The sequence below is a fragment of the Citrobacter sp. KTE30 genome, from assembly GCF_000398825.1.
Lineage (GTDB): Bacteria > Pseudomonadota > Gammaproteobacteria > Enterobacterales > Enterobacteriaceae > Citrobacter > Citrobacter freundii.
In genome coordinates this window covers 382,225-406,141 of sequence record NZ_KB976056.1, presented here as the reverse complement: position 1 = coordinate 406,141, position 23,917 = coordinate 382,225, and the positions used below count along the sequence as shown (strand labels likewise).

General features: G+C 53.9%; 24 protein-coding genes. 18 read left to right on the top strand and 6 right to left on the bottom strand.

The features are described from left to right. The first annotated feature begins 68 nt into the window (after window positions 1-68). The 5 genes from ibpB (at window position 69) to WC1_RS01495 (ending at window position 3,695) form a co-directional block, all read left to right on the top strand. Window positions 69-497, top strand: a complete 429-nt coding sequence (ibpB, locus tag WC1_RS01475; RefSeq protein ID WP_003840609.1) for a small heat shock chaperone IbpB — start codon at window positions 69-71, stop codon at window positions 495-497. A 124-nt stretch (window positions 498-621) separates the two neighbouring features. Beyond that, window positions 622-2,283, top strand: a complete 1,662-nt coding sequence (locus WC1_RS01480) for a putative transporter (protein WP_003023886.1) — start codon at window positions 622-624, stop codon at window positions 2,281-2,283. A 185-nt stretch (window positions 2,284-2,468) separates the two neighbouring features. Beyond that, a complete protein-coding gene (locus WC1_RS01485) occupies window positions 2,469-2,816 on the top strand; it encodes a YidH family protein (protein ID WP_003023888.1) in 348 nt (115 codons plus the stop codon). After that, on the top strand, window positions 2,806-3,168 hold the full coding sequence (locus WC1_RS01490; protein ID WP_003023890.1) for a DUF202 domain-containing protein: 363 nt from the start codon (window positions 2,806-2,808) through the stop codon (window positions 3,166-3,168). Before WC1_RS01485 ends, WC1_RS01490 begins: the two co-directional genes overlap by 11 nt. A 14-nt stretch (window positions 3,169-3,182) precedes the next feature. Then, window positions 3,183-3,695 (top strand): radical SAM protein, encoded by a 513-nt coding sequence (locus tag WC1_RS01495; protein WP_003023893.1) that lies wholly within the window; start codon window positions 3,183-3,185, stop codon window positions 3,693-3,695. 2 nt (window positions 3,696-3,697) lie between these two features. Here the strand turns inward: WC1_RS01495 and dsdA are convergent, their stop codons facing one another. Next, on the bottom strand, window positions 3,698-5,020 hold the full coding sequence (gene dsdA, locus WC1_RS01500; RefSeq protein ID WP_016151216.1) for a D-serine ammonia-lyase: 1,323 nt from the start codon (window positions 5,018-5,020) through the stop codon (window positions 3,698-3,700). Window positions 5,021-5,037: 17 nt separating this feature from the next. Further along, on the bottom strand, window positions 5,038-6,375 hold the full coding sequence (dsdX, locus tag WC1_RS01505) for a D-serine transporter DsdX (RefSeq protein ID WP_003023897.1): 1,338 nt from the start codon (window positions 6,373-6,375) through the stop codon (window positions 5,038-5,040). 229 nt (window positions 6,376-6,604) lie between these two features. Here dsdX and dsdC point away from each other — a divergent pair, with 229 nt between their 5' ends. Together dsdC and WC1_RS01515 are read left to right on the top strand one after the other, a co-directional pair. Then, the gene (gene dsdC, locus WC1_RS01510) at window positions 6,605-7,531 is read left to right on the top strand and encodes a DNA-binding transcriptional regulator DsdC (protein WP_003840637.1); all 927 of its coding nucleotides are present in this window, start codon (window positions 6,605-6,607) and stop codon (window positions 7,529-7,531) included. A 78-nt stretch (window positions 7,532-7,609) separates the two neighbouring features. Continuing rightward, entirely contained in the window at window positions 7,610-8,692 is a 1,083-nt protein-coding gene (locus WC1_RS01515) for a cellulase family glycosylhydrolase (RefSeq protein WP_003840639.1), read from the top strand. Here WC1_RS01515 and emrD read toward each other — a convergent pair. The 3 genes from emrD to tisB form a co-directional block, all read right to left on the bottom strand. Next, window positions 8,619-9,803, bottom strand: a complete 1,185-nt coding sequence (gene emrD / locus WC1_RS01520; protein WP_003023905.1) for a multidrug efflux MFS transporter EmrD — start codon at window positions 9,801-9,803, stop codon at window positions 8,619-8,621. The genes WC1_RS01515 and emrD overlap by 74 nt on opposite strands. A 193-nt stretch (window positions 9,804-9,996) precedes the next feature. Beyond that, a complete protein-coding gene (locus WC1_RS01525; protein WP_003840641.1) occupies window positions 9,997-10,830 on the bottom strand; it encodes a DMT family transporter in 834 nt (277 codons plus the stop codon). 123 nt (window positions 10,831-10,953) lie between these two features. Beyond that, on the bottom strand, window positions 10,954-11,043 hold the full coding sequence (gene tisB / locus WC1_RS01530; RefSeq protein WP_003840643.1) for a type I toxin-antitoxin system toxin TisB: 90 nt from the start codon (window positions 11,041-11,043) through the stop codon (window positions 10,954-10,956). A 521-nt stretch (window positions 11,044-11,564) separates the two neighbouring features. Between tisB and ivbL the strand changes: the two genes are divergently transcribed. The 3 genes from ivbL to ilvN all read left to right on the top strand — a co-directional run bounded on the left by ivbL (window position 11,565) and on the right by ilvN (window position 13,753). Beyond that, window positions 11,565-11,663, top strand: a complete 99-nt coding sequence (ivbL, locus tag WC1_RS24255) for an ilvB operon leader peptide IvbL (RefSeq protein WP_003827118.1) — start codon at window positions 11,565-11,567, stop codon at window positions 11,661-11,663. Window positions 11,664-11,770: 107 nt separating this feature from the next. Then, entirely contained in the window at window positions 11,771-13,459 is a 1,689-nt protein-coding gene (gene ilvB / locus WC1_RS01535; RefSeq protein ID WP_016151213.1) for an acetolactate synthase large subunit, read from the top strand. Window positions 13,460-13,462: 3 nt separating this feature from the next. Beyond that, entirely contained in the window at window positions 13,463-13,753 is a 291-nt protein-coding gene (gene ilvN / locus WC1_RS01540; protein WP_003023914.1) for an acetolactate synthase small subunit, read from the top strand. Between the two features lies 1 nt (window position 13,754). On the opposite strand, the gene WC1_RS01545 is transcribed toward ilvN, so the two are convergent. Next, window positions 13,755-14,540, bottom strand: coding sequence for a DeoR family transcriptional regulator (locus WC1_RS01545; protein WP_003023916.1), 786 nt, complete (start codon window positions 14,538-14,540; stop codon window positions 13,755-13,757). A 324-nt stretch (window positions 14,541-14,864) separates the two neighbouring features. Between WC1_RS01545 and rbsK the strand changes: the two genes are divergently transcribed. The 8 genes from rbsK to WC1_RS01585 all read left to right on the top strand — a co-directional run bounded on the left by rbsK (window position 14,865) and on the right by WC1_RS01585 (window position 23,850). Next, window positions 14,865-15,785, top strand: coding sequence for a ribokinase (gene rbsK, locus WC1_RS01550; protein ID WP_003844463.1), 921 nt, complete (start codon window positions 14,865-14,867; stop codon window positions 15,783-15,785). 27 nt (window positions 15,786-15,812) lie between these two features. Further along, complete coding sequence (gene fucP / locus WC1_RS01555) at window positions 15,813-17,129, top strand: L-fucose:H+ symporter permease (protein ID WP_003023919.1); 1,317 nt, start codon at window positions 15,813-15,815, stop codon at window positions 17,127-17,129. Window positions 17,130-17,140: 11 nt separating this feature from the next. Beyond that, window positions 17,141-18,154, top strand: a complete 1,014-nt coding sequence (locus tag WC1_RS01560; protein ID WP_016151212.1) for an aldose 1-epimerase family protein — start codon at window positions 17,141-17,143, stop codon at window positions 18,152-18,154. 153 nt (window positions 18,155-18,307) lie between these two features. Then, the gene (gene uhpA / locus WC1_RS01565; RefSeq protein WP_003023923.1) at window positions 18,308-18,901 is read left to right on the top strand and encodes a response regulator transcription factor UhpA; all 594 of its coding nucleotides are present in this window, start codon (window positions 18,308-18,310) and stop codon (window positions 18,899-18,901) included. Further along, complete coding sequence (gene uhpB, locus WC1_RS01570; protein WP_008323788.1) at window positions 18,898-20,400, top strand: signal transduction histidine-protein kinase/phosphatase UhpB; 1,503 nt, start codon at window positions 18,898-18,900, stop codon at window positions 20,398-20,400. Before uhpA ends, uhpB begins: the two co-directional genes overlap by 4 nt. A 9-nt stretch (window positions 20,401-20,409) precedes the next feature. Continuing rightward, the gene (locus tag WC1_RS01575) at window positions 20,410-21,738 is read left to right on the top strand and encodes an MFS transporter (RefSeq protein ID WP_003023927.1); all 1,329 of its coding nucleotides are present in this window, start codon (window positions 20,410-20,412) and stop codon (window positions 21,736-21,738) included. A 142-nt stretch (window positions 21,739-21,880) separates the two neighbouring features. After that, entirely contained in the window at window positions 21,881-23,272 is a 1,392-nt protein-coding gene (uhpT, locus tag WC1_RS01580; protein ID WP_003023929.1) for a hexose-6-phosphate:phosphate antiporter, read from the top strand. A gap of 125 nt (window positions 23,273-23,397) precedes the next feature. Beyond that, window positions 23,398-23,850: a DUF1198 family protein gene (locus WC1_RS01585; protein WP_003023933.1), complete on the top strand. Its 453-nt coding sequence runs from the start codon at window positions 23,398-23,400 to the stop codon at window positions 23,848-23,850. Window positions 23,851-23,917 lie beyond the last annotated feature (67 nt).

Genomic DNA, 23,917 nt, shown 5'->3' with positions numbered 1-23,917 from the left:
TTGCTAAGTCATCGGCTTGCCGTCAGGGAGCCGAAAGGTACCTACTCGCTTCTTAGAAGGAGATTATTATGCGTAACTACGATTTATCCCCACTGCTGCGTCAATGGATCGGTTTTGACAAACTGGCCAATGCTTTGCAAAACACCGGTGAAAGCCAGAGCTTCCCGCCTTATAACATCGAAAAGAGCGATGATAACCACTACCGCATTACCCTTGCGTTAGCCGGTTTCCGCCAGGAAGATTTGGATATTCAACTGGAAGGTACGCGCCTGACCGTGAAAGGTACGCCGCAGCAGCCGGAAAAAGAGACCAAATGGTTGCACCAGGGGCTGGTCATTCAGCCGTTCAGCCTGAGCTTTACGCTGGCTGAAAATATGGAGGTCTCCGGCGCAAGCTTCACTAACGGCTTGCTGCATATCGATTTGACCCGGAATGAACCTGAAGCCATTGCTCCACAACGTATCGCTATCAGCGAACGTCCCGCATTAAATAGTTAAATAGCTCCATGCCTTTGCCCCGCCAGAAATGACGGGGCTTTTTTGTGCTTTACCACCCATACATTGCGACTGTACTCTGCGAGAATCCATTTACTTAATGATGTTATTCACAGGGAACAAGATAATGAGTGATATAGCATTGACGGTCAGCGTTCTGGCATTAGTGGCAGTTGTCGGATTATGGATCGGCAACATAAAAATACGTGGTGTTGGTTTTGGCATCGGAGGCGTGCTGTTCGGCGGTATTATTGTCGGGCATTTTGTCGATCAGGCAGGGATGACCCTGAGCGGCGACATGCTGCATTTCATTCAGGAATTTGGCCTGATCCTGTTCGTCTACACCATCGGTATCCAGGTCGGACCGGGCTTTTTTGCGTCATTGCGCGTTTCGGGCCTGCGGCTGAATCTGTTTGCCGTGCTGATTGTCATCATGGGTGGCCTGGTCACCGCGATTCTGCATAAGCTTTTTGCCATTCCTCTTCCTGTGGTACTGGGTATATTCTCCGGGGCGGTCACCAATACCCCGGCGTTGGGTGCCGGGCAGCAAATTCTGCGCGATCTGGGTACCCCTGGCGATGTGGTAGACCAGATGGGGATGAGCTATGCCATGGCTTATCCTTTCGGCATTTGCGGAATTTTACTCACCATGTGGCTGATGCGCCTTATTTTCCGCGTTAACGTCGATGCTGAAGCCCAGCAGCATGAATCCACGCTAACCAACGGGCACGCACTGATTCAGACGATGAACATCCGTGTGGAAAACCCAAACATCAACAATATGGCAATTCAGGATGTTCCGATCCTGAACAGCGACAAAATCATCTGCTCGCGTCTGAAACGTGACGAGACATTGATGGTGCCATCGCCGGGAACGGTTATCCAGATGGGCGACCTGTTACACCTGGTCGGGCAGCCAGCCGATCTGCACAACGCGCAGGTGGTGATTGGTCAGGAGGTGGACACATCGTTGTCGACGCGCGGGACTGATTTACGCGTTGAGCGCGTGGTGGTGACCAACGAACAAGTGCTGGGTAAACGTATCCGCGATCTGCACTTTAAAGAACGTTACGACGTGGTGATCTCCCGCCTGAACCGTGCGGGGGTTGAACTGGTAGCCAGCAGCGACGCCAGCCTGCAATTCGGGGACATCCTCAATCTGGTTGGGCGCCCTTCGTCGATTGACGCCGTTGCTAATGTTGTCGGTAACGCGCAGCAAAAACTGCAGCAGGTGCAGATGCTGCCGGTATTTATCGGTATCGGACTGGGTGTTCTGCTGGGGTCAATCCCGCTGTTTATCCCGGGTTTCCCGGTGGCGTTGAAGCTGGGGCTGGCCGGTGGGCCGCTGATTATGGCTTTGATTCTTGGACGTATTGGCAGCATCGGTAAGCTGTACTGGTTTATGCCTCCCAGCGCTAACCTGGCGCTGCGAGAGTTGGGTATCGTACTGTTTCTCGCGGTGGTTGGTCTGAAGTCAGGCGGTGATTTTGTTCATACCCTGACGCAAGGCGATGGTCTGAGCTGGGTGGGCTACGGTATTTTCATTACCGCGATTCCGCTCATTACCGTAGGCTTGCTGGCACGGATTTTCGCCAAAATGAACTATCTGACGCTGTGCGGCATGCTGGCCGGCTCAATGACCGATCCTCCTGCGCTGGCGTTTGCTAACAACCTGCATGCCACCAGCGGGGCGGCAGCGCTCTCCTACGCCACCGTTTATCCGCTGGTCATGTTCCTGAGGATTATCACCCCGCAATTGCTGGCGGTGCTCTTCTGGGGATTAGGTTAAAACTGACTTATCCGGCCTGCATCTCCTGTAGGCCGGATAAAACGCAACTCGCCATCCGGCATTACAAACACCCTCTCTCTTTTCCATTGTCTCATCACCCGACTCGCCCTTTCGTTTGAGAATCAGGTTCATACTCCTTAACTGTTCCGGTATAACGACCAGACAACAATATTTAAGGAGCTGTCATGAAGATTTCTCGCCTTGGGGAAGCACCGGACTATCGCTTCTCGCTGGCAAATGAACGTACCTTTCTGGCGTGGATCCGCACCGCGCTCGGATTTCTGGCGGCGGGAGTTGGCCTTGATCAACTGGCCCCGGATTTTGCCACGCCGGTCATCCGTGAGGCGCTTGCCTTGTTGCTGTGTCTGTTTGCCGGCGGTCTGGCGATCTACGGCTACCTGCGCTGGCTACGTAACGAAAAGGCGATGCGACTGAAAGAGGACTTGCCCTACACCCACAGCCTGCTGATTATCAGCGTTATGCTGACTATTGTGGCAGTGATTGTCATGACGCTGGTGCTGTATGCCGGATAGCCGCAAATCGCGACGTATCGCCGACCCGGGGTTACAACCGGAGCGAACATCGCTGGCCTGGTTTCGTACCCTGCTGGGTTATGGTGCGTTAATGGCGCTGGCGCTGAAGCACAACTGGCATCAGGCGGGCTTCCTGTTTTGGGTTTCAATTGTGGTGCTGGCGATGGTGGGAATCGTACTTTGGCGCTATACCCGCAGCCGTAATCTGATGGATGTTACACATAGCGATTTTTCTGAATCTCGTGCGGTGCGTGACAAATTTATGATCTCCCTCGCGGTGTTATCCCTCGCAATACTGTTTGCTGTAACGCATGTTCGCCAACTTATCGTATTTATCGGGAATTTTGCATGACAGGATGTGAGAACATGGATGTTAGTGATGATGTTTTAAACGTGGTGATTGACCACCAGAAGTGTTTACAACCAGTTGAAGTGTACCGTGGTTTGCAACAAGGAAATGTTCGCCTGGTACAGTTTATTCCGCTGGTTAAGCACGATGGCTCAGGTCATCTGACAGACGAATCGGTTACGTCTGAGGCGTGGGGCCGATTTTTAATTACGATATTTGATATCTGGGTACGTGAAGATATTAATCAGATATCTATCCAGCTTTTCGACAAAACGCTCCGCCAGTGGTGTGGTCTGGCAGCACAAATTGAACGACAGACCATGTCATCAATGAATACGCGTTGCCAAACATGCTCATTGTTTCAATATTACCATGGTGATTGTCCTGCGTACTGCGAGGAAAATGGAAAGGGCGTGCTGTGTGCAGGATATCAGGCTTTCTTCAACCATACCGCACCGCATATGCGCGTGATGCGTGACCTGCTTAAGCAGCATCGCTCACCGATGGAGCTGATGGCGATGCTGCGCTGAGATTAGCGCCCTTTCGCCAGGTATTGCGCCATCTCGGTTTCCGGCACCATGCCGCCGCCGGTTGCCCACACCAGATGGGTGGCGTTATTGAGCTGATCCGCGCTGAAGCCATGCATCTGCTGGTAATCCGTGGAGGCGCAAACGTGCTGAGGGCCAGCCATGCCTGCCAGCGCCGACGGCTCAAGACGAATGCCTTCTTCCTGCGCCAGCCAGCCCAGCATATCGTACATTGTCTGATCGTCCAGGGTGTACAGACCGTCGAGCAGACGCTCCATCGCCCGGCCAACAAAGCCCGAGGCGCGACCCACCGCCAGCCCATCCGCCGCCGTCAGGTTGTCGATACCGATGTCCTGTACGGAAATGGTATCGTGCAGCCCGGTGTAAATCCCCAGCAGCATGCACGGTGAATGAGTCGGTTCAGCGAAGAAGCAGTGCACGTTATCGCCGAATGCCAGCTTCAGGCCAAACGCCACGCCGCCAGGGCCGCCACCGACGCCGCACGGTAGGTAGACAAACAGAGGATGATCGGCATCCACCACGCGCCCCTGCTGGGCAAACTGCGCTTTCAGACGCTGACCGGCGACCGCATAGCCTAAGAACAGCGTGCGGGAATTTTCATCATCGATAAAGAAGCAGTTCGGATCGGACTCTGCCGCCTTACGACCTTGTTCAACCGCCACGCCATAATCTTCTTCGTACTCCACCACCGTCACGCCGTGGCTGCGCAGCTTGGCTTTTTTCCACGCGCGGGCGTCGGCAGACATATGCACCGTAACGTTAAAGCCGATGCGGGCACTCATGATACCAATCGACATGCCGAGGTTGCCGGTGGAGCCAACCGCGATGCTGTACTGGCTGAAGAACTGTTTAAATTCAGGCGAAAGCAGAACGCGGTAATCGTCTTTGGTGGTCAGCAGACCGGCTTCCAGCGCCAGTTTTTCCGCATGGGTCAGTACTTCATAAATGCCACCGCGGGCTTTAATCGAGCCTGAAATCGGCAAGTGACTGTCTTTCTTCAGCAGGAGTTCGCCGTTAATGTGCTGCCCGAACTCTTTTTCCAACCGTTTTTGCATGGCAGGGATTGCGGCCAGCTCAGATTCGATAATGCCCCCAGTGGCGGCAGTTTCCGGGAAGGCCTGCGCCAGATACGGTGCGAAGCGCGTCAGACGCGCGTGGGCGTCCTCAACGTCGTGTGCTGTCAGGCCAACATACGGTAAACCTTCCGCAAGAGAGGTGGTGCCAGGGTTAAACCAGGTTGTCTCTTTCAGAGCCACCAGATCTTCCACTAAAGGATGCTGGGCGATAAGTGTTTGAATGTTTTCCATAGTCAGTCTCTTCGCGCTTAGATAATAAAGGAAAGCAGGAATGTGCAAGCCAGTGCAATAACGGACGCGATAAATGTCGCGGTCGTATAGTATTTGAACGTTTCATTCAGGGTGGCGCCGCAATACTGCTTCACCAGCCAGAACAGGGAATCGGTGACGATCGTGCAGCCAATAGCGCCGGAACCGATGGCAATGGCGATGATCTCCGGGCTAACGTTGGGATACAGCGGTAGCATCGGGGCAACGATTGCCGTTGCGCCCATCATCGCCACCGTGGCAGAGCCTACCGCCGCATGCAGAATCAGAGCGACCAGCCATGCCAGTAGAATCGGGTGCATATGCATGTTTGAGAGGATCAGCGCCAGAGTATCCGCCAGCCCGCTGCTCTTGAGAATAGCGTTGAATGCGCCGCCTGCGCCTATAATCAGCAAAATGTTAGCAATCGAGCCAAAACCGTTTTCGGTGTGGGTCAGCAGCGCACCCATACCGATGTGCTGACGCAGACCGAGAATGTAATAGGCTACGAAAACGGCGATAAACATCGCGGTGATCGGGTTACCAATAAACTCCAGCAGCGTATACACCGTGCTGCCTTTCGCCATGTTCAGTTCCGCGACGGTTTTCACCAGCATCAGGCCAATTGGTAGCAGTACGGTAAACAGCGTCGCGCCCAGCGATGGCAGCGTGCTTTCATCACGCACTTTCAGGTCGGAAAACTCAGCCGGTACTGGTTTAAATGGCAGACGGTTACCGAGGAATTTCAGGTACAGCGGCCCACCGACAAGCGAGGCCATTAAACCCACCAGTAAGCCGTAGACAATTACGGTGCCAATGTCCGCGCCCAGCTTATTCGCCACGAACAGGGCGGCCGGATGCGGAGGTACGACGCAGTGTACCGCCATCAGCGCCGTACACAGCGGAATCGCCAGCTTCAGTAATGAGGTATTGGTTTTTTTAGCAATCGAAAAGGCCAGTGGAATCAACAGCACCACGCCGACCTCAACGAACAGCGTGATCCCGCAAATCAGCCCGACCAGCACCATAATGACATCCGCTGAAAGCCAGCGGCAGCGCTGCAGCGTCAGACCGATGCGTTCGGCCGCGCCGGACACTTCCATCATTTTGCCCAGAATGGTCCCAAGGCCGATAACCGCCGCGAGGAAGCCCAGCGTACCGCCGATGCCGCTCTCAATGGCATTGACCATATCCAGCGGCCCCATCCCCATCATCGTACCCACGAAGAAACTGGCTAACAGCAGCGCCAGAAACGGGTGGAATTTGAACTTCACGATGGTCAAAACGATTAACACGATGCTTATCAGCAGCGTGCTCACAACCCAGATTTGAGAGTGCATAGCTCACCTTGCCCTGTGATTAATATAAGGTTATTGGACAAAAATAAGGCACCGTCTGACAAACGATATAAATCTCCTTTCACATGAGCCAGATTGCATCAAGTGAGTGATTTACGTCTAATTACGCTATGTTTATGCGATATGGTTCACCTTGATTCATCTTTATGCTGATTTTTGCAGCGAAGTTTTTTACACTCCGGCGAATGAATCAGGAGGACAGGAGGTGAGTTTGGATCCCCTACGCGAGGTCAGAAACCGGCTGCTCAATGGCTGGCAGCTGTCAAAGCTGTATACTTTTGAAGTGGCGGCCCGGCATCAGTCGTTTGCGCTGGCGGCAGATGAGCTGTCGTTAAGCCCCAGCGCCGTCAGCCATCGCATTAATCAACTGGAAGATGAACTGGGCATTCAGCTGTTTGTCCGTTCGCACCGTAAAGTGGAACTCACCCACGAGGGTAAGCGGGTATTCTGGGCGCTGAAATCGTCGCTGGATACGCTGAATCAGGAAATCCTCGATATTAAAAACCAGGAGCTGTCCGGGACGCTCACCGTCTACTCTCGACCTTCTATCGCCCAGTGCTGGCTGGTTCCGGCGCTCGGTGACTTTACCCGTCGCTACCCGTCAATTTCACTGACCATCCTGACTGGGAATGACAACGTCAATTTACAGCGTGCCGGGGTCGATTTGGCTATCTATTTTGACGATGCGCCCTCCGCGCAGCTTACGCACCACTTCCTGATGGATGAAGAGATCCTACCGGTATGCAGCCCGGATTACGCTCGCCGCCATGACCTTACCGGTTCGTTAGTGAATTTGCCGCACTGCACCTTGCTGCACGACAGACAGGCATGGAGTAACGACTCAGGAACCGATGAATGGCACAGCTGGGCGCAGCATTTTACGGCGAATTTGCCGACATCATCGGGGATTGGTTTCGATCGTTCTGATTTAGCGGTAATTGCCGCCATGAACCATATCGGCGTGGCGATGGGCCGAAAGCGTTTGGTGCAAAAACGTCTCGACAGTGGAGAACTGGTCGCGCCTTTTGGCGATATGGCGCTGAAATGCCATCAGCATTACTACATCACTACGCTGCCCGGCAGGCAGTGGCCGAAAATCGAGGCGTTTATTAGCTGGCTTCAGGAGCAGGTAAAATAAGCGGACCGCGAATATTTTTTACGCTTTCTCTCTACACGGAAAGTGAAAAAGCGTGCTAAATACGTGATATCACTCCTGATGATTTGCGTAAGGACGACCGTGTTAAAGCCGATTGTTTCCCTTTTACTGTTGGCCAGCGCCACCGTATGTGCCGCGCAACCTGCGCTGACGGCGGCGCAGTACGCGCAGCAGCTTGGCGTTGGGATGGACGTAGATTGGGCGCGCACCGATCGGGGTATCCGTGAATTCGATCCGCTGGTAGTGCGGGACTACAAGGCGAAAGGGTTGGCCCACGTACGCATTCGCGTAGCGGGAGAGCCTACGGAGGCGCGGCTGATTCATCTGCGCAAGCTGGTGGAAGCCTGCGAGCAGTATGGCGTGATCCCGATCATTGCCTATCAGGCAGACGAATATAAAAAAGACCCCAGCGCCGGGAACGAAAAAGAGGTGGTTAACTGGTGGGTGGCGGTGGCGCATTACTTTGGTCAACGCTCGCCGTTGCTGGGTTTTGACCTGATCTACGACCCCTCTGATAAGCTCAACCATAATCAGGCGTCGCTCAATCGCGTGTATGACAAAACCATTCGAACCATCCATGCCATCGATCCACAGCGAATGATTTTTATCGCGCCGAAACTGCATGCCGCTCCGGAAGATTTGGCCAACCTAAAGCTGCCGCCGCAAAGTCAGAATACGGTGCTGGCCCAATGGCATATTTTTCCGTGGGGACCGCTGAAAAATAACGGCAAATATCCGTGGACCTCAGGGACTGCGGCAGAAAAGGCCGCCATTCGCGCCCGTATCAATACTGCCATTCATTGGCAACAGAAAACCGGGCATGTCAGTTGGGTAGGGGGCTGGTCGCCGGGAGAAACCGTCAAAAACGCGCCTTCTGCCTCGCAAATGGCGTTTGCCCGCTTTATGGCGTGCGAGCTGAAAAAAGCGAAAATTCCCTATGCTATCAATGCGGATACGCAGTTCTATGATGGTGAGGAGGGGGCCTGGCGTCCGGCGCTGGAACCGTTACTGACGACGATTATCGCGCCAGAATGCGAAAAGCCCGGCGATAAGCCGGGCCATCATACGCTTAAACCGCCTGTCCCTGATGCGACACGCGTGACGCCAGCGGAAGCCAGCAAACAAAAATCAACAGCCCCATAAGGGTCATCAGCAGGCCCAGACTGGCTTGCCCGGTCTGCGGCAGCATGGCAGAGAACCACGCCAGCACGCCGGAACCAATGTTCTGTAATCCCCCAACCAGCGCGCCGGCCGTGCCTGCCAGGAACGGGAAAGGCTCCATTGCACCGCTGGTTGCCAGCGGAAACAACATTCCGGCGCCGAAGAAAAACAGTGCGGCAGGAACCAGCAGCGTCCAGACGTTCATCACGTCAAACAGCCCTGGGATCCACATCATTAAACCCGCTACCAGACAGCAGGTCACCGACTGCCACATTAGCGTCGAGAAACGTTTATTCGGGCGACCGGCGAACCATGCGCCGAAAAACGCCGCCGGGATGGGCAGGATAAACAGGATACTGACCACCATGCTGCTTAGACCGAGACGTGCGCCCAATAATACTCCGGAGCAGGCCTCAAAGACCGCAACACCCGCCAGACCACCGATCAACATCAGCACGTAACAGGTGAAAGCGCTATTACCAAACAGGGTTTTGTAGCTGGCGATCAGCCGTGGACGCGGCGCACCTGCAGGGCGCGTTTCCGGCATCCAGCGTGCCATGCTAAACGTCACGCCCGCACACAGAATCAACAGAAAAATATAGCAGGCGCGCCAGTTCCACACTGTATCCAGCACACCGCCAATCAGCGGAGCTAACAGCGGACTGACCAGAATCCCCATGTTTAACAGACTATTGGCGTGGCGCAGTTGCGTGCCTTCGTACAGATCGCGCGGTAACGTTCGCGCCATCACACCGCCGACGCCCGTTCCCATCCCCTGGATGGCACTGGCGATAATCAGTACCGTCAGACTATGCGTGGTAATCGCGACCAGCGTGGCCAGCATAAAAATAGACATCCCGGCGAGGATAACCGGGCGGCGGCCAACGCGGTCTGAAAGGGGACCATAAACCAGTTGTGATAGACCATAGGTCAACAGATAGGCGGCCATTACGCTTTGCACCGCCCCTTCGCGAACGTTCAGTTCACGCGCCATATCAGCAATCGCGGGGATATAAATGGTTTGCGCCATCTGACCTACCGCCACCAGTAATACCAACATCAACAACAAATTGACGCTTCTATGCCTTTTCATTTCGCTGATTACTTTTAAAAAAGAGAAAAAAGAAGAATAAGGTGCTGCACTTTCCCGTAAATGCGCGTGGAATCTACCACAACAGAAAAAGAAGGCCAGATAGTGGGCTGGAATGTTTATGTGGTAGACGGCAGGAAATGTAAACAAAAAGCGGCAACAAATGTTGCCGAATTGCATCGGGTTTACAACGTGATCATGATAAGCGTAGTAAAACTGCGCCTACGGCAATACCTGCTGCCGCGACAAGACGTATTCCGGCAACCTTCTCTTTCAGTAGCAGCCACGCGAGCAGCGCGCCAAACAGGATAGAGGTTTCACGCAGCGCCGCGACTACCGCCAACGGAGCCTGGGTCATGGCCCACAGCGCCAGGCCGTAAGAACCCATTGTGCCAATGCCGCCAAGAATACCTTTCTTCCACTGCTGTACCAGATAGCGCGACGCTTCCCGCCGTCTGGCGATCATCGCCCAGCCCAGCAGGCAGGAGCCGTTCAGAAAGAAGGTCCACAGCGTGTAGCCCAGCGCGGTTTCTGATAAACGTACGCCAGTGCCATCAACCAGCGTATAACCGGCGATAAAGCAGGCGTTAATGAGCGCCAGGATAATCCCGCGTTGCGAACCGCTGCGTCCGTTAAATGCCATCCCGAGAATAGCCAGACAGATGGTGGCAATCCCCACCCAGGCGAGTAGCGAGAGGCTATCACCAAGAAACAGGACGCTGATAATCGCGACCAGCAGTGGCGCTGTGCCGCGCATCAGAGGATAGGTCTGGCTCATATCCGAAACCTGATAGGTTTTAGCGACCAGGACGGTATAGACCACCTGTAATGCGGTTGAGACAGCTAAAAACGGCAGGCTGGCGGCAGAGGGTTGCGGCGCAAAGGGTAAACAAATCAGCGCCATAATCGCAGCGGTTCCGCTGACGCTGATCGCCGAGTACAGCTTGTCGTTTCCCGCTTTTACGATGGCATTCCAGCTGGCATGCAGCAGTGCGGCGAACAGCAAAATGCAGAAAACAGAAAGCGTCATGGCGGAATTCTTCCCTGAGGATGTCATAAAAACGTAACATATTGACGCGATACAAGCACCAGGGAGAAGGTGAAAGGGGAGCGGAGTGTTATCCGCCCCCCTTAGGTGCGACTTGAATCTGAATTACTTAATGTATTTCAGAACGGCATCAAGGAGTTGCAGTGCTGCAACAATGAGTTTGAGGATAAGAATAGCGATATCCACGAGGCTCATACGCTCTCCTTTTGGTACAAGGAGCACGGTGCTGACGTACCTCGCCGCTGCCTGTTGCCAGCACCTTTGTTGACATAACACAGTGTGCTCACGCGGGGGTTAAGGCGCTGACGGCACCACCCGTTTCAGCCAGGACTTTGATGCGCCGGTTTACGATGCGGCCCCCGCATAACACATTGCGTACCGAGACATTATAGATAAATACTGTATAAATTAACAGTATTTTATGGACGTTACACTATTCATGTTCCATACTCAAAAACATCAAAATTCGTGCCGAAATTGCGTGTTCTTCGTAGAACGCGTATACTTTTTTCGTTGACATAACACAGTGTGTTCGGCGGCTACCAACCGCACAACGCTGAAAAAACCTCGCTCCGGCGGGGTTTTTTGTTTTTGCACGACATACAATGAAATGTGATCGTTGAAGCATTTTTGTGCAGATGAAAATTTTTCCATTGTCACGCTGAAAAACCTGTGTTTGTATAAATCCAGTTAATCAACAAACAGACAGGTCCCTAATGAATCCTTCCATGCTGACTGCGACCCTACTAAAAACTGCGCCATCTCGCGCAGCGGTCGTCGTGCGTGTGGTGGTGGTCGTCGGCAATGCGCCGTAGGGTCCGAATCAACACACGATTCCAAAACCCCGCCGGCGCAAACCGGGCGGGGTTTTTCGTTTCAGAGACCTGCCCGGAGCAAAGGCCCAGAATAAAAGGACTGGAGCATGGCAAGTTCGGGCATAACATCCAAGCGTACGCGTTTTACGGGCGCAGAATTCATCGTTCATTTCCTGGAACGTCAGGGGATTCAGGTCGTCACCGGTATTCCAGGCGGCTCGATTCTTCCCGTCTATGACGCTTTAAGCCAAAGCACACAAATCCGTCATATCCTGGCGCGCCACGAGCAGGGCGCGGGGTTTATCGCGCAGGGAATGGCGAGAACCGATGGCAAACCCGCTGTCTGTATGGCCTGTAGCGGACCGGGCGCAACCAACCTGGTAACCGCCATTGCCGATGCGCGTCTGGATTCCATCCCGCTGGTGTGTATCACCGGGCAGGTTCCGGCCTCAATGATCGGCACCGACGCTTTCCAGGAAGTCGACACCTACGGCATCTCTATCCCCATCACTAAGCATAACTATCTGGTCCGCCATATCAGTGAATTACCGCAGGTCATGAGCGATGCGTTCCGCATTGCGCAGTCCGGACGTCCAGGCCCGGTGTGGATAGACATTCCTAAGGATATTCAAACCGCTGTTTTTGACATTGAAGAGATGCCGGAACCCGCGCAGAAAATGGCGGCACCAGCGTTCAGCCAGGACAGCATTCGCGATGCTGCAGCTATGATTAACGCCGCCAAACGCCCTGTGCTGTACCTCGGCGGCGGCGTAATTAACGCGCCGGAACGTGTTCGTGAACTGGCCGAAAAAGCAAAACTGCCAACCACCATGACGTTGATGGCGCTCGGTATGCTGCCAAAAGCGCATCCGCTGTCGTTAGGCATGCTGGGCATGCATGGCGCGCGCAGCACCAACTTTATTCTGCAAGAAGCGGATTTACTGATTGTCCTGGGCGCACGTTTTGATGACCGGGCGATTGGTAAAACCGAACAGTTCTGCCCGAATGCCAAAATCATTCACGTGGATATTGACCGCGCGGAGCTGGGTAAAATCAAACAGCCGCACGTGGCGATCCGGGCAGATGTCGATGAGGTTCTGGCACAATTGATCCCGCAGATTGAAGCGCAGCCGCGTGAAGAGTGGCATCAACTGGTGTCTGACCTGCAGCAAGAATTTCCGTGCGCGATCCCCCAGGAAAAAAATCCGCTCAGCCACTATGGATTGATCAACGCCGTGGCTGCCTGCGTAGACGACAGCGCCATTATCACCACCGACGTAGGCCAGCATCAGATGTGGGCGGCACAGGCTTACCCGCTGAATCGTCCACGCCAGTGGCTGACCTCCGGCGGTCTGGGAACCATGGGCTTTGGCCTGCCTGCGGCGATTGGTGCGGCCCTGGCTAACCCAGACAAAAAAGTGCTGTGCTTCTCCGGCGATGGCAGCCTGATGATGAATATTCAGGAAATGGCGACCGCCAGCGAAAATCAGCTGGATATTAAAATCATTCTGATGAATAACGAAGCGTTAGGTCTTGTATATCAACAGCAGAGTCTGTTCTATAAGCAGGGTGTTTTTGCCGCGACCTATCCGGGGATGATTAACTTTATGCAGATAGCTGCCGGGTTTGGTCTCGAAACCTGCGATCTGAATAACGAAGCGGACCCACAGGCAGCGTTGCAGGAGATTATTAATCGCCCTGGACCTGCGCTGATCCACGTGCGCATCGATGCCGAAGAAAAAGTGTACCCGATGGTGCCGCCGGGTGCGGCAAACACAGAAATGGTGGGGGAATAAGCCATGCAACAGCAGACTCATGACAACGTAATCCTGGAACTCACCGTACGTAACCATCCGGGCGTAATGACTCACGTTTGCGGCCTGTTCGCCCGTCGTGCGTTCAACGTAGAAGGCATCCTCTGTCTACCGATTCAGGACAGCGATAAGAGCCGCATCTGGCTACTGGTCAACGACGATCAACGTCTTGAGCAGATGATAAGCCAGATCGACAAGCTTGAAGATGTGGTGAAAGTGGCCCGCAATCAGTCCGATCCGTCGATGTTTAACAAAATCACCGTGTTCTTTGAGTGAGTTAGTCGCCGTCTGAATCCGGGGTGATCACTTTGACAGAGCCGTTCCGGCAGTGGGTTGCGTAATCTGCCGGTAACGGACGGTCGCTTATCAGTACGTCAAAGGTGGAGAGTGGACCAATGCTGGCGGGGGCGACCTCATCGAACAGGGCGTGGCGCGTCAGCAGAATTTTGCGTAATCCGCGTTCCATTGCTTTGCGTTTTGTGGCTAGATCGTCCGGATTGAACCAGCTAACGCCGAAATGCTCATGGACGCCGCTGGCGGAGATGAATACTTTTCGTGGGTTGAGCGCATCCAGCGGAGAGGGGGTGCTGGTATCGTAAAAGGCGTCACTTTTCGCCCGATAGGTGCCTCCGCAAAGAATCACCGTGGCGTTGGGTTTTTCATTTAGCGCCACGAATACCCGGTGCGAGTAGCAAATTCCGGTAAAGGAAATATCATCCGGGATCATGCTGACCACCAACGGCATTTCCGCACCATTATCAAAAAAGACCAGATCATTTTCACTTACCAGTCCCGCGGCCAGAATGGCAACCGGTAAATCGTCGCGGTGATACTGTTTTTGCGCAGGCACTGGGGCATTAACGATGGCGGCGGGCTTGTTCACCATCACAATGTAACCACCGAGCAGCGTAAGCGGTAACGGCTCGTCATCCTGACTGAGATCCCGACGAATAGTCATCACGGAAACTTCCAGCATTCGTGCCGCCTCTTTCAGATGGATTCGGTCGGTCTTCTTCAACAATTCCATCAGACGTCGAATACGTTCTTTTTGCTTAGTTTCCATGTGCTTCTCCACGAATCATGTTCCCATGTTCCTTCAGTAACATTTTTGTGTTTCTGAGAACATGGCATTGCCGTATTACTATACGTCTGACTATTCGGAAATAAAAGCGTGTTTTTTCACGTTTTATTGATTATATCCAGTTAACTTTCAGTCAATTGTAAGCAACTTCATTATTTGTAGTGTGATGGGGTCGCAACATTTAGCGTAATAAATAAACAATAAAATGATCTTCCAATCGCGATCCTAGTCACAAATGATACGAAAGTAACATGATAATGTTATTTTAATATCATTGTGGTGTGATTGTTTCTGAGAGGTAGTAAAATGGATATCGCGGTTATTGGCTCCAACATGGTGGATCTCATCACCTACATCAACCAGATGCCCAAAGAAGGGGAAACGCTGGAAGCGCCGGCGTTCAAAATTGGTTGTGGCGGTAAAGGGGCAAATCAGGCCGTTGCAGCCGCTAAGCTCAATTCCAAAGTACTGATGCTGACAAAAGTCGGTGATGATATTTTTGCGGATAACACTATTCGCAATCTCGAATCCTGGGGGATTAATACCACCTATGTCGAAAAGGTACCCTGCACCAGCAGCGGTGTCGCACCGATCTTTGTTAATGCGAACTCTAGCAACAGTATTCTGATTATTAAAGGAGCGAACAAATTTCTCTCCCCGGAAGATATCGATCGTGCGGCGGAAGATCTGAAAAAATGTCAGCTTATTGTCCTGCAACTGGAAGTGCAGCTGGAAACTGTTTATCACGCGATTGAATTTGGCAAAAAACACGGTATTGAAGTGTTACTAAATCCCGCTCCTGCATTACGGGAATTAGATATGTCTTATGCCTGTAAATGTGATTTTTTTGTGCCGAATGAAACCGAGCTGGAAATATTAACCGGTATGCCAGTGGATACTTATGACCATATTCGCGCAGCGGCACGTTCTCTGGTTGATAAAGGTTTGAACAATATTATCGTCACCATGGGTGAGAAAGGTGCGTTGTGGATGACGCGTGACCAGGAAGTCCATGTTCCGGCGTTTAAAGTGAACGCTGTCGATACCAGTGGTGCAGGCGACGCTTTCATCGGTTGTTTTGCCCATTATTACGTTCAAAGCGGTGATGTCGAAGCCGCCATGAAAAAAGCCGTTCTCTTCGCTGCATTTAGCGTTACCGGGAAAGGCACTCAATCATCTTATCCAAGCATCGAACAATTTAATGAGTTTCTTACCTTAAACGAATAATACTCCTGCATTGTAAAAGGTAGCACTATGAACGATAAAAACATCATTCAGATGCCCGACGGCTATCTGAATAAGACGCCTCTGTTCCAGTTTATTTTGTTATCCTGTTTATTCCCATTATGGGGATGCGCAGCCGCATTAAATGATATTCTGATTACGCAATTCAAAAGCGTATTTTCACTCAGCAACTTTGCCTCGGCATTAGTGCAGAGTGCCTTTTATGGCGGATATTTTTTAATTGCGATTCCAGCATCTTTGGTGATTAAAAAGACCAGCTATAAAATTGCCATCTTAATGGGGCTGACGCTATATATTGTTGGCTGTACGCTCTTTTTCCCGGCATCGCACATGGCCACCTACACCATGTTCCTCGCGGCAATTTTTGCGATTGCGATTGGCCTGAGCTTCCTGGAAACGGCAGCTAATACCTACAGCTCCATGATCGGCCCAAAAGCGTATGCCACTTTACGCCTGAACATCAGCCAGACCTTTTACCCCATTGGCGCCGCCGCCGGTATTCTGCTGGGCAAATATCTGGTCTTCTCTGAAGGTGAGAGTCTGGAAAAACAGATGGCTGGGATGAACGCGGAACAGATCCACAACTTTAAAGTGTTGATGCTGGAAAATACCCTTGAGCCTTACAAGTACATGATTATGGTACTGGTTGTGGTGATGGTGTTGTTCCTGCTGACCCGCTTCCCGACCTGCAAAGTCGCGCAAACGGCGAGTCATAAGCGTCCGTCAGCGATGGATACGCTGCGTTATCTGGCCAGCAATGCCCGTTTCCGCCGTGGGATTGTTGCGCAGTTCCTGTATGTGGGGATGCAGGTTGCGGTGTGGTCATTCACTATCCGTCTGGCACTGGAATTGGGTGATATCAACGAGCGTGATGCCTCAACCTTCATGGTCTATAGCTTTGCCTGCTTCTTTATCGGGAAGTTTATCGCCAACATATTGATGACGCGCTTCAATCCGGAAAAAGTGCTGATCCTATACTCCATCATTGGCGCGCTGTTCCTCGTCTATGTTGCGCTGGCGCCAAGCTTCAGCGCCGTGTACGTCGCCGTGCTGGTGAGCGTCCTGTTTGGACCCTGCTGGGCGACAATCTACGCCGGTACGCTGGATACCGTGGATAACGAGCATACTGAAATGGCGGGAGCTGTCATTGTCATGGCGATTGTCGGTGCGGCGGTGGTTCCGGCAATTCAGGGCTATGTGGCTGATATGTTCCACTCGCTGCAACTTTCGTTCCTGGTTTCTATGTTGTGCTTCGTGTACGTCGGAATCTACTTCTGGCGTGAGAGCAAAGTACGCAACAATTTGGCTGAAGCGACGGTTTCCTGAGGAGAACGATCATGACAACACGTATCACGCTGTGGCGGGAACTCTTTGCAGAGCATCCGCGAATCTTACTGAAAAATAGCGATTTCACGGTTACCGCGTTTCGTTACGCCAGCGGAGTGGAAGGGCTGAAGATAGAAAACAGTCGTGGACATCTGGTTATTCTGCCCTGGATGGGGCAGATGATCTGGGATGCGCAGTTTGACGGGCATGATCTGACCATGCGCAACATGTTCAGTCAGCCAAAACCGGCTGCAGAAGTGGTCGCGACCTACGGCTGCTTTGCTTTCCACTCGGGGCTATTGGCTAATGGCTGCCCGTCGCCGGAGGATTCTCACCCGCTGCATGGTGAAATGGCCTGTGCTGCGATGGATGAGGCCTGGCTGGAGCTGGAAGGCGAGAATTTGCGCGTGAGCGGACGCTACGAGTATGTGATGGGGTTCGGTCATCATTATCAGGCGTATCCTGCGGTGGTCATGCGCAAGGCGAGCGCGCTGTTTGATATTCAGATGTCGGTCACTAACCTCGCTTCAGTGGCAATGCCTTTGCAGTACATGTGCCATATGAACTATGCCTACGTCCCGGAAGCGACCTTCAGCCAGAATATCCCGGATGAAGCCATAACGCTGCGTGAATCGGTACCCGCACATGTTAAGCCTACCGAGCAGTGGCTGGCGTTTAATCAGCGGATTATTCAGGGTGAGGCTTCGCTGACGCGCCTTAATGAACCCGATTTTTACGATCCGGAAATCGTTTTCTTCGCTGACCAACTGGATAGATACACAGATAAGCCTGAATTTAGCATGATCGCACCTGATGGCACCACGTTCGTGACGCGTTTCTCCAGCGCGGAGCTGAATTATGTCACCCGTTGGATCCTCTATAACGGCGATCAGCAGGTGGCAGCCTTCGCCCTACCCGCGACTTGTCGACCTGAAGGCTTCCTGGCGGCGGAACGAAACGGGACGTTGATTCAGATAGAACCGAAACACACCCGCACATTTACCGTCACAACGGGCATAGCCTGATCGCTCAAGGCTTGAACAGCAAAGCACTTATCGTTAAGGTAAGCGCTTTTGCCGGTTGGCGGTATTAATGCCTTATCCGGCCTACAACGGCACCTGCCCGTAGGCCTGATAAGCGCAGCGCCATCAGGCATGTCTTAGCGCCAGGATGAACCCATGATTACCGTTGCCCTTATTGACGACCACCTTATCGTCCGCTCCGGCTTTGCCCAACTGCTGGGGCTGGAACCTGATTTGCAGGTGGTGGCTGAGTTTGGCTCAGGCAGTGAGGCGCTGGCGGGATTACCGGGACGCGGCGTGCAGGTCTGTATCTGTGATATCTCGATGCCAGATATCTCCGGTCTTGAACTGTTAAGCCAGTTGCCAAAAGGAATGGCGATTATCATGCTCTCCGTCCACGACAGCCCGGCGCTGGTGGAGCAGGCGCTCAACGCGGGCGCGCGTGGTTTCCTTTCTAAACGCTGTAGCCCGGATGAGCTGATCGCAGCGGTGCATACCGTTGCGACCGGCGGCTGTTACCTGACGCCGGACATCGCCGTCAAACTGGCGGCTGGTCGTCAGGATCCGCTCACCAAACGCGAACGTCAGGTAGCGGAAAAACTGGCACAAGGTATGGCGGTCAAAGAGATTGCTGCTGAACTGGGTCTGTCGCCGAAAACGGTGCACGTGCATCGCGCCAACCTGATGGAAAAGCTGGGCGTCAGCAACGACGTCGAACTGGCCCGCCGGATGTTTGACGGCTGGCAATGAACACGCTCTGTTCCCGGTTAATCACCGTTGTTGCCTGCTTCTTTATCTTCTCTGCCGCGTGGTTTTGCCTGTGGAGCATCAGCCTGCATCTGGTTGAGCGCCCGGAGCTGGCAGTACTGCTGTTTCCGTTTGGCCTGCGTTTGGGGCTGATGCTGCAATGTCCACGTGACTACTGGCCGGTGCTGTTGGGCGCGGAATGGCTGCTTCTTTTCTGGTTGGTACAGGAAGTGGTGCTGGCCCATTTGCCACTTTTGATGATCGGCAGCTTCCTCACGTTACTCCCGGTGATGCTGATATCGCGATACCGCCACCAGCGTGACTGGCGTACGCTGCTGTTGCAGGGCGCGGCGCTTACGGCGGCGGCATTGCTGCAATCGCTGCCCTGGCTTGGGCAGGGTGAAGAGGCATGGAACGCGTTGCTGCTGACGCTCACCGGCGGATTAACGCTGGCGCCGATCTGCCTGGTGTTCTGGCACTATCTGACCAGCACCACCTGGCTGCCGCTGGGCCCTGCGGTGGTGTCGCAGCCGGTGAACTGGCGCGGGCGGCATCTGGTCTGGTACCTGCTGCTGTTTAGCGTCAGCCTGTGGCTACAGCTCGGTTTACCCGCCGAGCTTTCGCGCTTCACACCGTTTTGCCTCGCTTTGCCGATCATTGCGCTGGCCTGGCACTACGGCTGGCAGGGGGCGCTGATTGCGACGCTGATGAACGCCATCGCGCTGATTGCCAGCCAGACCTGGCACGATCATCCCGTCGACCTGTTGCTCTCGCTGCTGGTGCAAAGCCTGACCGGGCTGCTGCTCGGCGCGGGCATTCAGCGTCTGCGTGAGCTTAACCAGTCGCTGCAAAACGAATTAGCGCGCAACCATCGTCTGGCTGAACGCCTGCTGGAGACCGAAGAGAGCGTGCGTCGGGACGTGGCGCGCGAACTGCATGATGATATCGGCCAAACCATCACCGCCATTCGTACCCAGGCGGGTATTGTCCAGCGCCTGGCGCCGGAAAACGCAGGGGTGAAGCGTAGCGGGGCACACATCGAACAACTTTCTCTCGGCGTGTACGATTCGGTGCGTCGCCTGTTAGGCCGCCTGCGACCACGCCAGTTGGACGATCTCACGCTGGAACAGGCCATCCGCTCATTGATGCGCGAAATGGAACTGGAAAGCCGCGGCATCGTCAGCCATCTCGACTGGCGAATTGACGAATCTGCACTCAGCGAAAGCCAGCGGGTGACACTGTTTCGCGTCTGTCAGGAAGGACTGAACAACATCGTTAAGCACGCCAACGCCAGCGCGGTGACGCTTCAGGGCTGGCAACAGGATGAACGGCTGATGCTGGTGATTGAGGACGACGGCAGCGGCCTGCCGCCGGGGTCGAATCAGCATGGATTTGGCCTCACCGGGATGCGTGAACGGATTAGCGCCCTCGGAGGATCGCTGTCGATTTCCTGTACGCACGGCACGCGGGTCAGCGTGTCACTGCCTCAACGTTATGTGTAAGGAGCGGCCATGTTTGCGTTTTTAAAAGCCCCGGCCAATGCGCCGCTCATCACCGACAAGCAGGAAGTGGATGCCCGCTATCGCTATTGGCGGCGGCATATTCTGACCACTATCTGGCTCGGCTACGCGCTGTTCTATTTCACACGCAAAAGCTTCAATGCCGCCGTACCGGATATCCTCACCAGCGGTGTGCTGACCCGCAGCGATATTGGGCTATTGGCGACGCTGTTTTACATCACCTACGGCCTGTCGAAGTTTGTTTCCGGTATCGTCAGCGACCGCTCCAACGCACGCTATTTTATGGGCATCGGGCTGATCGCCACCGGCGTGGTGAACATTCTGTTTGGATTCTCTACCTCACTGTGGGCCTTTGCGGTGCTGTGGGCGCTGAACGCCTTTTTCCAGGGCTGGGGGTCGCCGGTCTGCGCGCGTTTATTGACCGCGTGGTATTCGCGTACCGAGCGCGGCGGCTGGTGGGCGCTGTGGAATACCGCGCACAACGTCGGCGGGGCGCTGATCCCTATCGTGATGGCGGCGACAGCGCTGCACTACGGCTGGCGCGCCGGGATGATGATCGCTGGGCTGCTGGCGATTGTGGTGGGGGTTTTCCTCTGCTGGCGGCTGCGCGATAGACCGCAGGCGATTGGTCTGCCGCCGATTGGCGACTGGCGACATGATGAGCTGGAAATTGCTCAGCAGCAGGAAGGTGCAGGGCTGAGCCGCAAAGAGATCCTCACCCGCTATGTGCTGCTGAATCCTTATATCTGGCTGCTGTCATTGTGTTATGTGCTGGTGTACGTGGTCCGTGCAGCGATTAATGACTGGGGCAATCTGTACATGTCTGAGACGCTCGGCGTGGATCTGGTGACTGCCAATACCGCCGTGACCATGTTCGAACTGGGTGGATTTGTCGGTGCGCTGGTGGCGGGGTGGGGCTCGGACAAGCTGTTTAACGGCAACCGCGGTCCAATGAACCTGATTTTTGCCGCCGGAATTTTGCTCTCCGTTGGTTCGCTGTGGCTGATGCCGTTCGCCAGCTACGTGATGCAGGCAGCGTGCTTTTTCACCACCGGATTCTTCGTCTTCGGCCCGCAGATGCTGATCGGCATGGCGGCAGCGGAGTGTTCGCACAAAGAGGCGGCAGGTGCAGCAACCGGTTTTGTTGGGCTGTTTGCCTATCTGGGGGCATCGCTCTCCGGCTGGCCCCTGGCGAAGGTGATGGAGGTCTGGCACTGGACCGGGTTTTTTGTGGTGATCGCCATTGCGGCGGGGATTTCCGCGCTGCTGCTGCTGCCGTTTTTAAACGCCCAGGCTCCGCGCGATCTCAACGAAGCGTGATGCACCTCACCTTTTTGCCCTGAGTGGGGCAAAACTAAGAAATTTTCCCGGTTTCACCTGGACGCTGTCTCAGGCACGTCTCCCGGCTGATTTTTACAATGCCTGCTATTCGCAGGTATAAAAATTAGCTCGGGAGTGTCAAATGCTGGCCTTTCTCAACCAGGTGCGCAAGCCGACCCTGGATCTGCCGCTCGATGTGCGGCGCAAAATGTGGTTCAAACCGTTCATGCAGTCCTATCTGGTGGTCTTTATCGGCTACCTGACCATGTACCTGATCCGCAAAAACTTCAACATCGCGCAGAACGACATGATCTCCACCTACGGGCTGAGCATGACGCAACTGGGGATGATTGGCCTGGGCTTCTCCATCACCTACGGCGTGGGAAAAACGCTGGTTTCCTACTACGCGGACGGCAAAAACACCAAGCAGTTCCTGCCGTTTATGCTGATCCTCTCTGCCATCTGTATGCTCGGCTTCAGCGCCAGCATGGGTGCGGGTTCAACCAGCCTGTTCCTGATGATTGCCTTCTATGCGCTGAGTGGTTTCTTCCAGAGTACCGGCGGCTCGTGTAGCTATTCCACCATCACCAAATGGACGCCGCGTCGCAAGCGGGGTTCTTACCTCGGTATGTGGAACATCTCCCACAACCTCGGCGGTGCGGGTGCGGCAGGCGTGGCGCTGTTTGGCGCTAACTATCTGTTCGACGGTCACGTCATCGGGATGTTTATCTTCCCGTCGATTATCGCGCTGATTGTTGGTTTTATCGGCCTGCGCTACGGCAGTGACTCCCCGGAATCTTATGGTCTCGGTAAAGCTGAAGAGTTGTTCGGCGAGGAGATCAGCGAAGAAGACAAAGAGACCGAAGAAAACGAGATGACGAAATGGCAGATCTTTGTTGAGTACGTGCTGAAAAACAAAGTGATCTGGTTGTTATGTTTCTCGAACATCTTCCTGTACGTGGTGCGTATCGGTATTGACCAATGGTCCACTGTCTACGCTTTCCAGGAGCTAAAGCTCTCCAAAGAAGTGGCGATTCAGGGCTTTACCCTGTTTGAAGTGGGCGCGCTGGTTGGCACGCTGCTGTGGGGTTGGCTCTCTGACCTGGCGAATGGCCGCCGTGCGCTGGTGGCCTGCGTGGCGCTGGCGTTGATTATCGCCACCCTGGGCGTTTATCAGCACGCCAGCAACCAGTACGTTTATCTGGCTTCGCTGTTTGCACTGGGCTTCCTGGTGTTTGGTCCGCAGCTGTTAATCGGCGTTGCGGCAGTCGGATTTGTACCGAAAAAAGCGATCGGCGCAGCCGATGGGATTAAAGGCACCTTTGCTTATCTGATTGGTGACAGCTTCGCCAAACTTGGTCTGGGAATGATTGCTGACGGCACGCCGATTTTCGGCCTCACCGGCTGGGCAGGAACCTTCGCCGCGCTGGACACCGCCGCCATCGGTTGTATCTGTCTGATGGCCATCGTGGCCGTGTTTGAAGAACGTAAAATTCGCCGCGAGAAAAAGATTCAACAATTGAAAGTCGCTTAAGTTAAGTGTGCATTGGTAACTTTTGCCCGCCTTAATGGCGGGCTTTTTTATGCCGTGGCGTTCATCCATCGACAGCGATAAATTTGCCGCTATGATGGGCATCCTGTCTGGTAATGGATGTGCGCATGATTTGGATAATGTTGGCCACCCTGGTGGTTGTTTTTGTGGTGGGATTTCGGGTGCTGACGTCCGGTTCACGGCGGGCAATTCGCCGTCTGAGCGAGCGACTGAACATTGATGTCGTGCCAGTAGAATCGATGATCGATCAGATGGGAAAAGTACAGGGTGAGGCTTTTTTACAGTACCTCCACCGCCCTGATGAATCACATCTGCAAAATGCGGCCCAGGTGCTGTTGATCTGGCAAATCGTGATTGTCGACGGCAGTGAGCCGAATCTGCTGCAGTGGCACCGTTGGCTGCAAAAAGCTCGGCTGGCCGCGCCGATTACCGACGCGCAGGTGCGTCTGGCGCTCGGTTTTTTGCGCGAAATGGAGCCGGACATGCAGGAGCTTAATGCGTTTCAAATGCGCTATAACGCCTTTTTCCAGCCCGAAGATGGTGTGCATTGGTTGCATTGAGAATCAGGTCTGATGGCGAATAAATTATGCAAATAACGATTGATTCAATAGCTAATAAGCTATAATT